Origin of the sequence: Sphingomonas sp. Leaf230, from assembly GCF_001421745.1 — a bacterium.
GTDB lineage: Bacteria > Pseudomonadota > Alphaproteobacteria > Sphingomonadales > Sphingomonadaceae > Sphingomonas.
Map to the genome: position 1 here is coordinate 705,775 of NZ_LMKW01000001.1, position 14,410 is coordinate 720,184.

The following is a 14,410-nucleotide window of genomic DNA, read 5'->3' on the forward strand; positions in this document are numbered from 1 at the left end:
TGTATCGGGGCAACGATGATCGCTTCCGCGACGCTACCGATGGACGATGACGGGCCTGCACACCGGTTTGCCGTGACGCCTGCCGTAGAGGCGGTCGTGCTCGGCGTGGCGATCGCGATCGCCGTCACGAGCTACTTTATCATCACCGGCAGCGACGCACCGCAGCGCCTGATCCCACCACCCCTGGTAGCACTCCTGCTTGTCGCGAACCTCGTGCCCGGCATCGCTCTCCTCATGTTGCTTGGGCGACGTGTGGCCATGCGCCGTGCAGCGCGTTCGCCGGTCGGCGGTGGCGGTCGCCTCCACGTTCGCCTCGTCGCTTTGTTCTCGATCGTCGCCGCCGTGCCGATGCTGCTGGTGACGATCTTCGCATCGCTGCTGTTCCAATATGGCGTTCAGTTCTGGTATTCCGATCAGGCGCGCGGGATGCTCGAGAATGCGACCGGGCTTGCCCAGTCGTCCTACGCACGCCAGCTCAACCGCTGGCAGGAAGCCACCGTGACGATGGCAAGCGACATGTCTGCCTATCTCCGAGAGCGCTCGCTGCAGAGCCCGGATTTTTCCGGCTGGTTCCTCCAGCAGGTCTATTTTCGCAGCCTCTCGGAAGCCGCGCTGTTCAAGCTGTCCCCGCAGCAGGGAATCCAGACGCTGGCGATCGTCAACCCGTACGAGATCGACTTTACGCGCCGTGTCACACCCTCGGCGATTGCCGAGCTGCGGTCAGGCAAAAGCGCGGTCGTGGCGGTGACGGGCGATCGTATCCAGACGATCACGATGCTGCCCGGATCTGACGAGTTGTTCCTTTATGCGGGCCGCGTCGAGGACACGAAATCACTCTCCGAACAGACCACGCGTGCGAACGACGTGCTGAAGAGTTATCGATCGCTCCTGGCCAGGGCGCGCAGTCTCCAGTTGCAGTTCAATGCAGCACTGTTGTTGATCTCGTTGCTGATCGTAGGGATTGCAGTGTGGATCGCGCTGGCGGTTGCGGATCGTCTCGTCCGGCCGGTTGGCGAGCTCGTCGACGCCGCACGTCGGGTGGCAGCTGGCGACCTGACCGCGCGTGTCCCCGATCCGCGCAGCCGCGATGAGGTCGGCACACTCGCCAACGCGTTCAACCAGATGACCGGGCAGCTGGAGGCGCAGAACACCGAGCTCGTCACCGCCAACGGCCAGCTCGAAAGCCGTCGCGCACTGATCGAGGCGGTGATGGCGGGGGTTTCCGCAGGCGTCGTCGCAACCGGACGCGAGCGGACGATCACAATTGCGAACGATTCGGCGACGACGTTGCTAGGCACCGATACTGGCGGGCTGGTCGGACGGCGCCTGGTCGATGTCGCGCCCGAGCTCGACGCGATGCTAGATGGCGGCGACCGCGAGGCGATCGTCGAAGTCGGGCAGGGGAGCGAGGTTCGTACGCTTGCCGTGCGGATCGCCCGGCCGGCTACCGGCCCGATCCTGACGTTCGACGACATCACGCAGCAGCTGCTCGATCAACGCCGCGCGGCATGGTCGGACGTCGCTCGCCGGATCGCGCATGAGATCAAGAACCCTTTGACGCCGATCCAACTCGCGGCCGAGCGCCTCCAGCGTCGCTATGGTGGCAAGATCGAGGCGCAGGACGGTACGTTCTCGCGATTGACCGACACGATCATCCGCCAGGTTGGCGATCTTCGTCGCATGGTCGATGAATTTTCCTCGTTCGCGCGGATGCCGAAGCCGGTGTTCCGCGAGGAATCGCTGGTAGATGCCGCGCGCCAGGCGCTGTTCTTGCACGAGGTCGCGCATCCCGCGATCAGCTTTCAACTGGTGCAGGACGATCCGGGTCTCACGCTGGTTTGCGACCGTCGCCAGATCGGTCAGGCGCTCACGAACATCGTCAAGAACGCGGTGGAAGCCATTGAAACTCGCGGTGAACCCGGCGGATCGGTCACGATGACATTGACGAGCGATGCCAACACGGTCGGCATCGCAGTGGCAGACACCGGCATTGGGCTACCCGCGGAGCGGGACCGGATCGTCGAACCTTATGTAACGACCCGTGCCCGTGGCACAGGCCTCGGCCTTGCCATCGTCAAGAAGATCATCGAGGAGCATTGCGGCACGATCGGCTTTTCCGATCGGCCGGGGGGCGGTACACTCGTCACCATGACCTTCGACGCCAAGGCGCTGGCCGCGCTCGACCAAGGGGCATCCGCATCCGAGTTGGCTGGGGAGGGCCGACTCGACACGATGACCCGCAACCGGACATGATTTAATGGCGCTCGATATTCTCGTCGTGGACGACGAACGTGACATTCGCGAACTCGTAGCCGGCGTCCTGGAGGACGAAGGCTATGAGACGCGCGATGCTGGCGACAGCGATTCTGCCTTGGAAGCGATCGCGGCGCGGCGTCCGTCGCTGGTGCTGCTCGATGTGTGGCTGCAGGGCTCGCGTCTCGATGGGCTGGAGCTGCTCGACGAGATCAAGCGGCGCGATCCGTCGATCCCGGTGCTGGTGATTTCGGGGCACGGCAATTTGGATACCGCCGTCGCCGCAATCCGCCGCGGGGCGTCCGACTTTATCGAAAAGCCGTTCGAGGCCGAGCGGCTCCTGCTGATGGTAGCCCGCGCGACCGAGACCGAACGGCTCCGTCGCGAGGTCGCGACGCTGCGCGCCACGGTCGGCCGCGAAACCGACCTGACCGGCAGTTCGGGCTCGATCAACGGCGTTCGCGCGACTCTGAAGCGGGTAGCCGCAACCGGCAGCCGCGTCCTCATCATGGGCGCGGCGGGGGTCGGCAAGGAAGTCGCAGCGCGCCTGCTGCACGGCTGGAGCCTGAGGACCGACGCGCCGTTCATCATCGTTAGCGCCGCGCGGATGACGCCCGAGCGAATGGATGAGGAACTGTTCGGTGTCGAGGAAGCGGGCGATCTCGTCCGTCCCGGTCTGTTCGAACAGGCGCATGGCGGCACGTTGTTCCTCGACGAGATCGCTGACATGCCGATCGCGACGCAGGCCCGTATCCTGCGCGCCCTGACTGACCAGAGCTTTACGCGGGTAGGTGGTACGCGCGTCGTCAAGGTCGACGTTCGTGTCGTCTCCGCGACGGCTCGCGACCTCGTCTTCGAAATCGCCGAAGGACGGTTCCGCGAAGATCTGTATTACCGGCTCAACGTCGTACCGGTGATGATCCCGCCGCTGTCCGATCGTCGCGAGGACATCCCCGCGCTGGTTCAGCATTTCATTGCGCACTACGCATCCGAGCGCCGCGTGCCGACGCCGGAAATCGCGCCGGACGCGATGGTTGCGTTGCAATCCTACGACTGGCCGGGAAATGTCCGGCAGTTGCGCAATGTCGTCGAGCGCACGATCATTCTGGCGCCGGGAGACCGGATCGGGCGGATCGATCTCGACCTGTTGCCGGCCGAGGTCTTGGGCGATCAAGGCGATATCGGATCGGCCGGATCGACCGCGATCATGGGCTCGCCTTTGCGGGAAGCGCGCGAGACGTTCGAGCGCGAATATCTTCGGGTGCAGATCCGACGTTTCTCGGGAAATATCTCGCGGACGGCCAGCTTCATCGGCATGGAGCGTTCGGCGCTTCATCGAAAATTGAAGCTGCTGGGCATCACCGAAACCCGCGAGGAATAGACGCCGTAATTTCGCCGCCCTCTGGATATAGCAGGGCGGCGATCATAGATCAGTACCGCGCCCGGTAACCGGGTGCATCTCCGACGCCGGGAAACGGCGCCTTGCGGGCAAAGTCCCGCCAAAAACAAAGGGTTATCCCATTGGCCGATAAACCAGGCTCGCTTCAGGATCTGTTCCTGAACGCACTCCGGCGCTCCAAGACGCCGGTCACCATGTTCCTCGTCAAGGGCGTAAAGCTCCAGGGCATTGTCACATGGTTCGATAATTTTTCCGTCCTGCTGCGCCGCGATGGCCAGTCGCAACTGATCTACAAGCATGCGATCTCGACGATCATGCCTGCTGGACCCATGGACGTGTCGGCCATCGTCGACGCGGTGGGAGAAAACCAGAAGAAGCATCCGCTGTTGCAGGATATCTTCCTCAACGCGGTGCGCAAATCCGAAGACAGCGTGACGATGTTCCTCATCAACGGGGTCATGCTGCAGGGCCAGATCGCAGGCTTCGACCTGTTTTGCATGCTGCTCCAGCGCGAAGGCATGGCACAACTCGTCTACAAGCACGCTGTCTCGACGATCCAGCCGGCCCGCCCGCTGAACCTTGCCGAAGAGCCCACTGACACGGATGAAACGGACGATGACGATTGAGTAGTGGTTTCGAACGCGATCGGGACGAGTTCACCCGTGGAACACGAGCGATCGTCGTTCTCCCCGACCAGGGCGACGCCGCGCGCGACGTAGATGCCCGGTTGGGGGAAACCGCTGGGTTGGCCGCTGCGATCGGTGTCGAGGTGGTCGAACGGATCGCTTACCGTGTCCGCCAGCCAAAGCCCGCAATGCTGATCGGAAGCGGGCAGGTGGAATTGTTGGCCACTCAGGTTCGGATGGAAGAGGCGGGACTGGTCGTGTTTGACGCGAGCCTGACTCCGATCCAGCAGCGCAACCTGGAAAAAGCGCTCGAGGTGAAGGTCATCGATCGCACCGGACTGATCCTCGAGATCTTCGGCGAACGCGCCGCGACCGCCGAGGGGCGCTTGCAGGTCGAACTCGCGCATCTCGATTACCAGGCTGGCCGGCTCGTGCGGAGCTGGACCCATCTCGAACGTCAGCGTGGCGGTTTCGGCTTCCTTGGCGGTCCGGGCGAGACCCAGATCGAAGCGGATCGTCGTTTGATCCGTGACCGTATGGCGCGATTGAAGCGTGAGCTCGAGCAGGTCAGCCGGACGCGCGGGCTGCACCGCGAACGGCGCCAGCGTGCGCCGTGGCCGGTAATTGCGCTGGTCGGCTATACCAATGCAGGTAAGTCGACGCTGTTCAATCGCGTGACCGGTGCCGACGTGATGGCCGAAGATCTGTTGTTCGCAACGCTAGACCCGACGCTACGTCAGATTCAGCTACCCGGACTCGACAAGGCGATCCTGTCGGACACCGTCGGTTTCGTTTCGGACCTTCCGACTCAATTGGTCGCGGCGTTCAAAGCGACTCTGGAAGAGGTCGTGTCCGCCGATCTGCTGGTCCATGTCCGTGATATCGCCCACCCGGATTCGGAGGCGCAGCGTGCCGATGTCGAGACTGTGCTGGCCGAGATCGGCGTCGACGACAATACGCCGCGGTTCGAGGTTTGGAACAAGCTCGACTTGCTTGACCCCGACGCGCACGACGAGATTGCCGGCGAAGCGGCGCGGCGCGACGACGTTGTGGCGATATCGGCGCTAAGCGGGGAAGGGGTGTCGCATCTGATCGAGCAGATCGCGGCAAAGCTGACGGGGGCGCATCGGCGCTACCAGATCACGCTCGATGCCAGCGATGGCGCCGGCGCTGCTTGGCTGCATGCGCATGGCGAAGTGTTCGGGAGCGTCGATGACGAGCTCGAGACGACGTATGACGTGCGACTTTCCGATGCGGATTACGACCGGTTCATCCGCCGCGACGTTTGACCACCTGCCATAGTTCCTCTTTCTGATCGAGGGTCATGCCGGCGAACGCATCGCCGCCAAGATCCTCGATCGCCCGGAACCGCGCCTCGAACTTCAGATTGCCGGCGCGTAACGCGCTTTCCGCGTCTACTCCGAGATGTCGCGCCCAGTTGGTCACTGCGAACAGCAGGTCGCCGACTTCTTCCGCGAGCTTCTCGGAAGGAGCTTCGCGAACCTCCTCGATTTCCTCGTGGACTTTCGCCAGCGGCCCGCTCGCATCCGGCCAGTCGAAGCCCACCCGCCCTGCGCGTTTCTGCAACTTGTCGGCCCGAGACAGTGCCGGAAGGCCAAGTGCGACCCCCGCCAACGCGCTGCTGTCCGATTTGGCCGAACGCTCCTGCGCCTTGATTGCTTCCCATCCGGGCGACTGTTCCACGTCCCCGAATATATGCGGATGACGCCGTTCCATCTTGTCGGCAATCGAGGTCACGACGTCGGCCAGCGTGAAGGCGCCGGCTTCCTCGGCAATGCGGCTATGGAAGACGACCTGAAGTAGCAGGTCGCCCAGTTCGTCCTTTAAGTCCCCGGGATCGTTCCGTTCGATCGCGTCGGCGACCTCATAGGCTTCCTCGATCGTGTAGGGTGCGATCGTCGACCAGGTCTGCACACGGTCCCAGTCGCAACCTTCGACGGGATCGCGCAACCGGGCCATGATGGCGACGAGACGTTCGATCATAGAGAAGCCTTATAGAACGGGATTTTTCGATCCGGAACGTACGCCGAAACATCGAGGGCGTGGTAGAGGAAGACTGGACCGTATCAGGCCGTACATCGCGCAAAAGCAGCGTCGCGTCTGCCCGTTAGGTCGTCGAGCGACGCCCCCGCGAGGTCGAAGTGGAGTTCGTGCATGTCCATGCCCGAGCGGTAGCCGCCGGGCCAGACGCTGGTCAGCTCGAAGCCGCAATGCTGGAAGAACGGCGAGACCCGCGGCGAGGTGTCGACGGTGACATAGCGCGTGGTCGGCTCAGCGCTGGTGGCGACGTGGAGCAGGCGTTCGAACAGCAGCAGCTTGCCGAGGCCGGCGCCGTGATAGGCGCGCGCGGCCATGCCCCAGAAGAGCAGCGCCTTGTTGTAATGCTCCCAGATCTCGTAGCCGCCGAACGCGCCGGGGACGCCGTCGACGTCGACCACGAATGCCGGGCCGTCGGGCTCGTCGAGCGTCTCTTCCAGCCATTCGCGGTCGCCTGCACCGAAATACTCGGGGAGGTTCGAGTCGAAGATCGCGAGGACAGCGGCGCGGTCCTTGTCTTCGTAGCGGCGGGTCAGGATTCTGGTCATGGCTGGCTCCACTGCGCGACGGTTTCGATCGCGTCGGTGGTCGAACGGCTCCAGCAGCGCGAAGTGCCTTCGAACGCTGCGGTTGCGTGGGTTGGATCGGTGACGACGGTTTCGATCGATTCAGGGCGGATGCGGCGGGGTTCGCCTATGAGCTTCGCGTGCGCTTCCTTTATCGTCCAGCGTCGGAGCCAGGCTTGGGGCCGGGCGAGGGCGGGCAGGTGACGGAGCGCGTCGGCTTCGGTCTTGGTGAGCATGTCCCAGAGGGGCGGGTGGTCGTCGATGACTTCGCGGTCGACCGCGATCGGTGCGCGCGAAACGCCGATCAGGGCGTGTGCGCCACGGCTGGAGAGGCTGAGATACCAGCCTTCAGGAGCGGCAACGATCGGCGCGCCCGCTGGGCTGCGTGTGACGTGGACTTCGACGGACTCGCTGACCAGTTTTCGGATCAGCGCCGAGGCGAGACAGTGCCGGATCGCGCGTGCATCGCCGGGCAGGCCGGCAGCGTACGGTCCGGTCTCGGCAACACTCCACGCGATTGGCGACCGCCCGTCCCAGACGAGCGCGTCAAGCGGACCGTCGTGCCAGATCGGCGTCACGTCGCGACGGCGATCCGCGCCGGGCTCCCGTCCCAGCTTGTGCCGTCGGGCAAGGTCTCGCCCTTCATTACCACCGACAGGTCGCCGAGCTGCGCATCTGCACCGATCTCCGCGTCGTACAGCACGATCGCGAGCGAGCCGATCGTCGCGCGGTCGCCGACGCGGATCGCGCCGACCTTCATCACGCGGTCCTCGAACAGATGCGTCTGCAGGCCCGCGAAGTCGTTGAGCGCGACGTCGTCGCCGATGTCGACGAGGTCGTGCTCGGTCAGGTCGGTGGTGTCGATGTAGCAGCGCTTGCCGATCCGCGCGCCCATTAGCCGCAGGTACAGCCCGATCCACGGGGTGCCGCGGAGTGGTTCGAGCAAATTGGCGACCGCCAGGTTCTCGTAGGTCGCGGTGACGAGTTCGGTGCGCCAGACGAAAATGCTCCAGAGCGGCGCGGTCGTGACCTTGTAGCGACCGACGACCAGCCATTTCAGCGCGAGGACGAAAATCCCGCAGGCGAGGCAGAAGCCGACGTACAGGAAGGGGAAGGTCGCCGCGACGACCAGCGCGCCATTGTCGAGATCGTCGAGGTCGCCGACCACCGACAGAAGCAGGCTGAAGAACACGAGGAACGCGGTCAGCGACAAGGTGGTGCGAACCGCCTCGATCGACAGCCGCGTGGCGATCAGCGCGCGCGACGGATTGAACCGCGCGCCCTCGTCGAACATCGTGTTGACCTGCCGTACCGGCAGCTTGATCGCGGGCGAGCCGAACCAGGTGCTGCCCGCCTCGGTGGCGAGTGCGGGATCGCTCGGCGGCTTCGAGAGGACGCCGACGAGCACCTCGTCGCCGATCTGCGTCCCGCTCGGTAGCAGCGCGGAGTTGCCGATAAAGCTGCGGCGGCCGATCTTGGTATGCGCGAGTTCGATGGTGCCGTGGCCGATCCGCGCCGCGCCGAAGATCACCGAATCGGCGATGAAGCTCTCCTCGCCGATCTCGACCAGATCCGGCACGATCGCGCTGGCGGTCGAGATTTCCGCGCGACGGCCGACTTTCACGCCCAGCGCGCGGTACCACGGCACCACGTACAGCGTCGCGAAGATCGGGTGGAGCAGGCGCAGCGCGAGGTCGTTGATCTGCTGGACGAACCAGTAGCGGACATAGAACCCGCTGTTCAGCGCATAGACCGCGGGTGCGACGCGGCCGAGGATCAGGCGCTTGGCCGCCACCGTCAGCACGCACATCATCACGACATAGGTGACCGCGAGCAGCGGCGCGACCGCGACATAGGCATAGCCGCTGGTCGCCCAGTCGAGCTCGATCAGCGCGATCAGGCCGGGTGCGATCGGCAGGATCGCGACTAGCGGCAGGATCAGCGCGCACAGGAACAGGCCGATCGCCGGGCCGGCGTTGCGCGGGGCGGGGGTGGCCGGGCGGCGGGGCGCATCGCCGTCATGCGCAGCGGGCGAACCGGCCCAGCGCTGGCCGGCGGGGATCGTCGTATCGGCGGGCAGCGCGGACAGGTCGTCGAGCATCGCGTCGTCGCCGAGCGCGGCGTTGCGGCCGACTACCGCCATCGACCCGACGAACGCGCCCTTGCCGAGCTTTACCGTGCCGAGGCGGAGCAATCCGCGCTCGACCGAGCTGGTCGACAGCACCGACTGGTCGCTGATGATCGAATCGTCGTCGGCGTGGAGCAGGTCGGCGGTATCGATGATCCCGGTGCCGATATGGACGCGCTTGCCGATCGTCGCGCCCATCATCCGGTAATAACCGCGGATCATCGGCGTGCCTGCGAGATACGGCGTCGCGGTGACGCCGATGATCCGGCGGACCAACCACCAGCGGAAATAATAGCTGCCCCAGAGCGGGTAGTCGCCCGCCTTGAAGCGCCCAACGATCAGCCATTTGAGCGCGATCGACAGGAACATCGACGCGATCGGCACGACCGTGAAGAACAGCCCGCTGAGGATCAGCGCGTCGACCCGTGGCATGTCGCCCGCGAGATGCGTGTAGGCCAGATAGGGCGAGAACCATTGGAGGCCCGCCAGCGTGTAGATCGGCAGCAGCGCGAGCGTCTGCGCGGCGACGCACAGCCGGCGCTTCCACGGCGCGATATGGTGGAAGCTGGTCTCGTCGAGGATCGCGACGGGCGTTGCACCACCGATCCGCAGCGCCAGCGCGCGAATGGTGGGCGCGGCGTAGACGTCCTCGAGCGACAGCCCTTCGAGGCCGCGGACCTTTCGCGCCGCCGAAACCAACCGAGCGGCCTTCAGCGAATGGCCGCCGAGATCCTCGAACAGGTCGTCGAGCACCGATACCGGCTGCGGCGCGAACGCCTCGGCCCAGACACGTTGCAGGCTTTCCTCCATCGGCGTGGCGGGCGCGACCATCTCGCGGTCCGATGTCACGGTGATCTCGGGCTTGACCAGCGCCTTGCGGTCGACTTTCCCCGAAGCGGGGAGCGTCGGCATTTGCGACAGCAACTGGTAGCCCGCGGGGCGCATGTAATTGGGGAGCCGCTCGGCGACGCGGGCCTTGAGGCCGACCATGTCGATCTCCTCCGCCGGACGCGCGATCAGGAACGCGGCGAGGAATTCGGAGCCATCGTCGTCGGTGAAGAGCTGGACGACGGTCTGCGCGACGCCCGGCCATTCGCCGATCACCGCCTCGATCTCGGCGAGTTCGACGCGGAAGCCGCGGATCTTCACCTGCGTATCGATCCTGCCTACGAAATCGATGTCGCCCGCCGCGTCGAGCTTCACCAGGTCGCCCGACCGGTAGATGCGTTCGGGAGCACCGGAAGGCCCATTGAACGGCGTCATGATGAACTTCTCGGCGGTCAGATCGGGGCGGTTGACGTAGCCGACGCCGACGCCCGGCCCGCCGATGACGAGTTCGCCTTCCTGGCCGTCCGGGACCGGCTGCATATGCTCGTCGACCACCCAGGCGGTGTAGCCGGGGAGGGGCTTGCCGATCGTGATGCGCTGCCCAGGGAGGACCTCGGTCCAGGTCGCGGTGACCGACGTCTCGGTCGGGCCGTAGGTGTTGAGCAGGCGGAGACCCGGCCGCGCGAGGCGGCGTGGCAGGTCGGCCGGGCACGCTTCGCCGCCCATGTTGAGCAGGCGCAGCGTCGGCACCGGATGCTCGACCAGCGCGATCAGCGAGGGGACGACGTGCCAGATCGTCGTGTTCGCCTCGGCCAGCGCGATCGCCACGTCGGGCCCGCTGGTCGCCAGCGCCTCGGTCGCGACGAGCACTACCGCACCGACGAAGAACGCGCTCCACATCGTCTCGACCGACATGTCGAACGCGAGGCTGAACCCGCCGAACACGACATCGGCCGGGGTCAGGTCGAGGATCGCGCTTTCCGAGCGGACTAGGTGGCACGCGTTGCCGTGCGAGATCATCACGCCCTTGGGCCGGCCGGTCGTGCCCGATGTGTAGATGATGTAGGCGAGGTCCTGCGGATCGCTTTGCGTGACGTCGCGGCCGATCGGTTCGGACGGCTCCGCCGCGAGATCGCCCAACGCCGCATCGAGCGCGAGCGTTTTCCCCTTGAGGTTGCCAACGCGGCTCGCGACGGTGATCGTCAGCGCGGCTTCGCTGTCCTCGACGATGAAGTCGATGCGGTCCTGCGGATAGCCCCAGTCGACCGGCACATAGGCGGCACCTGCGCGCAGCACGCCGAGGATCGCCATATACTGGTCGAGCCCGCGCGGCAGGCACAGCACGACGCGGTCGCCGCGGCCGATCCCCATCGCGCGCAGGCGGTGCGCGAGCGCTAAGCTGCGCGTGGCGAGGTCGGTATAGGTCCAGGCGGTCTTTCGGTCGAATTCCTCGTCCGCACCGATCAGCCGCAGCGCGGTCGCGTCGGGGTGCATCGCGCGCGTGGCGTCGAAGATCTCGTGCAGCAGTTCGTCACGGGCGTAAGGCTCTGCGGCACGCAACGCAGGGGCGGAGGCGATCGACGGGTAAGCCGTCCTTGCTAAAATGGCGGTATCGGAAGGGCTTACCGGCGTGTCTTGCTGCATACTCAAGCCTTAGACGATGTCGAACGCCATTTGCTACTCGTCATCGACGTACAGGAAAACCTTCGAAATTTTCCGCCCGGCGCGGATCGAGGGCATGGTCAGACAAGGCTTGCGGCACTGCCCGTGCTGACTTACACCCCTACTACACCTTCGTCGGGAATCTTCACATGCGCGCCTCATGCCTCATCGGTTTCACCGCTCTCCTGCTGTCGTCGACCGCGCATGCAAGTCCGAAGGCGATGACGGAAGCGCCCGCCAAGGTGGCGATCGTCCCCGATGCGAACGCACCGAAGGGGCGTCTGTCCGATGCGGCGATACCCAAGGCGTATCGTCTCGACTTCACGATTTTGTCCGAGGCTGACCGGTTTTCGGGACATGACGAGATCGACGTCACGCTGAAGGCTGCGACAAAATCCCTGTATATTCACGGTCGCGACCTGAAAATTGGCAAGGCGGTCGCGATGATAGGTGGCAAGGCGACCCCGGCGATCTTCACGCAGGTCGATCAGAGTGGCACAGCGCGGCTGGACTTCGCGAATGTGCTGCCTGCCGGCGCGGCGACGCTGGCGTTCGACTATACGGGCAGTTTCGGAGACAGCGCCTCCGGCCTGTTCCACGTCAAGGTCGGCGATGCCTGGTACAGCTGGACGCAGTTCGAAAGCATCGATGCACGCGCTGCGTTTCCCGGGTTCGACGAGCCTGGCTTCAAGACGCCGTTCACCGTGTCGGTCACGACCCATCCAGGTCTGGTCGTGATCGGCAACGCGCCGAAGGTGTCCGTCACGAAGGTCGCCGGGGGCATGGAGAAGCACCAGCTCGCGGTTACAAAGCCACTGCCGACCTATCTCGTCGCCTTCGATACGGGGCCTTTCGTGCACCAGACCGGTACGATCCCTGCGACCCCCGAACGGCCAACGCCGATGCCGTATGGCGCCGTCGCGACGCACGCGCAGAAGGACAAGATGGGCTATGTGATGGCGGAGACGCCACGCATCGTGTCCCTGCTCGAGCAATATTTCGGCGAGCCGTTCCCATTCCCCAAGCTCGACCAGATCGGCACGCCGATCATGCCGGGCGCGATGGAAAACGCGGGCGCGGACACCTATGGCGACGGCATCATCTTCCTCTCTCCCGGCGCTACGACGTCCGACAAGCAGGCGTTCGGGATGATCGTCGCGCACGAGCTCTCGCACCAATGGTTCGGCGACCTCGTCACGCCGGCATGGTGGGACGACATCTGGTTGAACGAAAGCTTCGCCAACTGGATGGGCTATCGCATCGGCAACGCCTGGCGGCCCGAGCTTAACATCGGCGTCGGCGCGCTGGATGAGGGCTTCGGCACGATGAACACCGATGCGCTGGAGGTCGGACGCCCGATCCACCAGCCGATCACCGACAACGGCCAGATCGACTCCGCGTTCGACGGCATCACCTACGGCAAGGGCGGGCAGGTGGTCGCGATGATCGCGGACTATCTCGGGGACGAGAAGTTCAAGGCGGGCGTCCGCCTTCACCTCAAGCGTCACGCATATGGCAATGCGACCTCCGAGCAGTTCTTCCAGTCGATCTCGGATGCGGCGAAGGATCCGCGCGTGCTGTCCGCGCTGAAGTCGTTCGTCGACCAGCAGGGCGTTCCGGTCATCGACGTCCGGCGGCAGGGTAACGGCATCGTCGCATCCCAGTCGCGCTATGCCTTCCTGGGATCGACTCCGCCTCCGTTGAGCTGGACGATCCCGTTCTGCGTTCGCGTCGGCGCGGCGAAGCAATGCGCGCTGCTCGACAAGACCACGACGTCGATCGCTGCTCCCGCCTCGGGCCTAATAATGCCGAACGTCGGTGGTGCGGGCTATTACCGTTTCGACATGGCGCCGGCGGACTGGCAGGCGTTGATCGCGGCTTCGGGCACGTTGTCCCCGGGCGAGGCGCTCGCCACCACCGACAGTCTGTGGGCTGCGTTCCGCGCTGGTAAGGCGCCAGCCGCATGGCTGTTCGCGGAAGCGCGTGCGGTCGCGGCAAATCCGGACTCGACCGCCAGCATCGACGGCGGCCGGCGAATTGCCGGTTTGCGCTCGCGGGGGCTGATCTCGGCCGCTTCGTTACCTGCCTACCGCGTACTGTTGGCCTCGATCTATACACCGCGCCTGACTGCGCTTGGTTTCAACCCAGCCGCGGGCGCCTATGCAAAGGATGATCCAGGCCGGCAGAACCTACGCCACGAACTGGTCAACCTCGTCGCGGACGATGCGCGCGATCCGGCTGTCCGCAACACGCTGAAGGTGGCGGGAAAAAAATACCTGGCGGGCGACACCGCGGCGCTTGATTCCGGCTTTCTCGGAGCTGCATTGACCGTGGTAGCAGAGGAGGGCGGTCTGCCTGCTACTAAGATGCTGGTCGACAAGGCGTTATCGAGCGAGGACCCGGGCTTCCGCCAGGCTGCTCTCGGTGCCGCTGCGTCCAGTGGGCGGTCCGACGCCGCCAATTATCTCCTGTCGCTCGAAGATAAACGGATGCGGAGCTATGACAGGATCGGGCTGATCTTCGGTGTCGCCGGCAATGCGGAAACGCGCGATCTCGGCATCGACTGGATCCTGACGAACTACGACAAGCTTCTCGCCGGTGGCAACGGCATCTTCATTACCAGCCGCCTGCCGCAGGCGCTCGCCGTCCAGTGCGGTGCCGATCAGGCGGACCGGATCGATGCCAAGGTCGGCGCCTCGATCCGCAAGGCTAACGTCGGATTGCTCAACTACGAGCGTACGCTGGAGAGCATTCGCCATTGCGGTGTATTGCGGCAGGCGAAGTCCACGGAGATCGCAGCGGCCCTTGCCAACGCGAGGTAGCGCGCAAAGATGGGGACTGAGGCAGCGCGGCGTGGCTCTGCCTCAGCCTTTTCATATGCCGGACGATG

General features: G+C 64.9%; 9 protein-coding genes. 5 read left to right on the top strand and 4 right to left on the bottom strand.

All coding sequences use genetic code 11. The annotated features are described in order from the left end of the window. Window positions 1-15: 15 nt before the first annotated feature. The 4 genes from ASE82_RS03205 to hflX all read left to right on the top strand — a co-directional run bounded on the left by ASE82_RS03205 (window position 16) and on the right by hflX (window position 5,567). Window positions 16-2,253 (top strand): sensor histidine kinase, encoded by a 2,238-nt coding sequence (locus ASE82_RS03205; protein WP_156348732.1) that lies wholly within the window; start codon window positions 16-18, stop codon window positions 2,251-2,253. A gap of 4 nt (window positions 2,254-2,257) precedes the next feature. Continuing rightward, the gene (ntrX, locus tag ASE82_RS03210; protein WP_056058755.1) at window positions 2,258-3,634 is read left to right on the top strand and encodes a nitrogen assimilation response regulator NtrX; all 1,377 of its coding nucleotides are present in this window, start codon (window positions 2,258-2,260) and stop codon (window positions 3,632-3,634) included. 101 nt (window positions 3,635-3,735) lie between these two features. Continuing rightward, complete coding sequence (gene hfq / locus ASE82_RS03215) at window positions 3,736-4,278, top strand: RNA chaperone Hfq (protein WP_082441049.1); 543 nt, start codon at window positions 3,736-3,738, stop codon at window positions 4,276-4,278. Next, window positions 4,275-5,567 (top strand): GTPase HflX, encoded by a 1,293-nt coding sequence (gene hflX, locus ASE82_RS03220; protein ID WP_056058761.1) that lies wholly within the window; start codon window positions 4,275-4,277, stop codon window positions 5,565-5,567. The genes hfq and hflX overlap by 4 nt, the downstream gene beginning before the upstream one ends. Here the strand turns inward: hflX and mazG are convergent. The 4 genes from mazG to ASE82_RS03240 form a co-directional block, all read right to left on the bottom strand. Next, window positions 5,548-6,282 carry a nucleoside triphosphate pyrophosphohydrolase gene (gene mazG / locus ASE82_RS03225; RefSeq protein ID WP_056058764.1) on the bottom strand — a complete coding sequence of 245 codons (735 nt, stop codon included), beginning with the start codon at window positions 6,280-6,282 and terminating at the stop codon, window positions 5,548-5,550. The genes hflX and mazG overlap by 20 nt on opposite strands. 83 nt (window positions 6,283-6,365) lie before the next feature. Next, window positions 6,366-6,884, bottom strand: coding sequence for a GNAT family N-acetyltransferase (locus tag ASE82_RS03230; protein ID WP_056058766.1), 519 nt, complete (start codon window positions 6,882-6,884; stop codon window positions 6,366-6,368). Continuing rightward, window positions 6,881-7,480: a 4'-phosphopantetheinyl transferase family protein gene (locus ASE82_RS03235; RefSeq protein WP_056058770.1), complete on the bottom strand. Its 600-nt coding sequence runs from the start codon at window positions 7,478-7,480 to the stop codon at window positions 6,881-6,883. The genes ASE82_RS03230 and ASE82_RS03235 overlap by 4 nt, the downstream gene beginning before the upstream one ends. Then, window positions 7,477-11,502: a Pls/PosA family non-ribosomal peptide synthetase gene (locus ASE82_RS03240; protein ID WP_056058773.1), complete on the bottom strand. Its 4,026-nt coding sequence runs from the start codon at window positions 11,500-11,502 to the stop codon at window positions 7,477-7,479. Before ASE82_RS03240 ends, ASE82_RS03235 begins: the two co-directional genes overlap by 4 nt. Window positions 11,503-11,669: 167 nt before the next feature. Here ASE82_RS03240 and ASE82_RS03245 point away from each other — a divergent pair, with 167 nt between their 5' ends. Further along, window positions 11,670-14,342, top strand: coding sequence for a M1 family metallopeptidase (locus ASE82_RS03245; RefSeq protein WP_056058776.1), 2,673 nt, complete (start codon window positions 11,670-11,672; stop codon window positions 14,340-14,342). The last annotated feature ends 68 nt before the right edge of the window (window positions 14,343-14,410 follow it).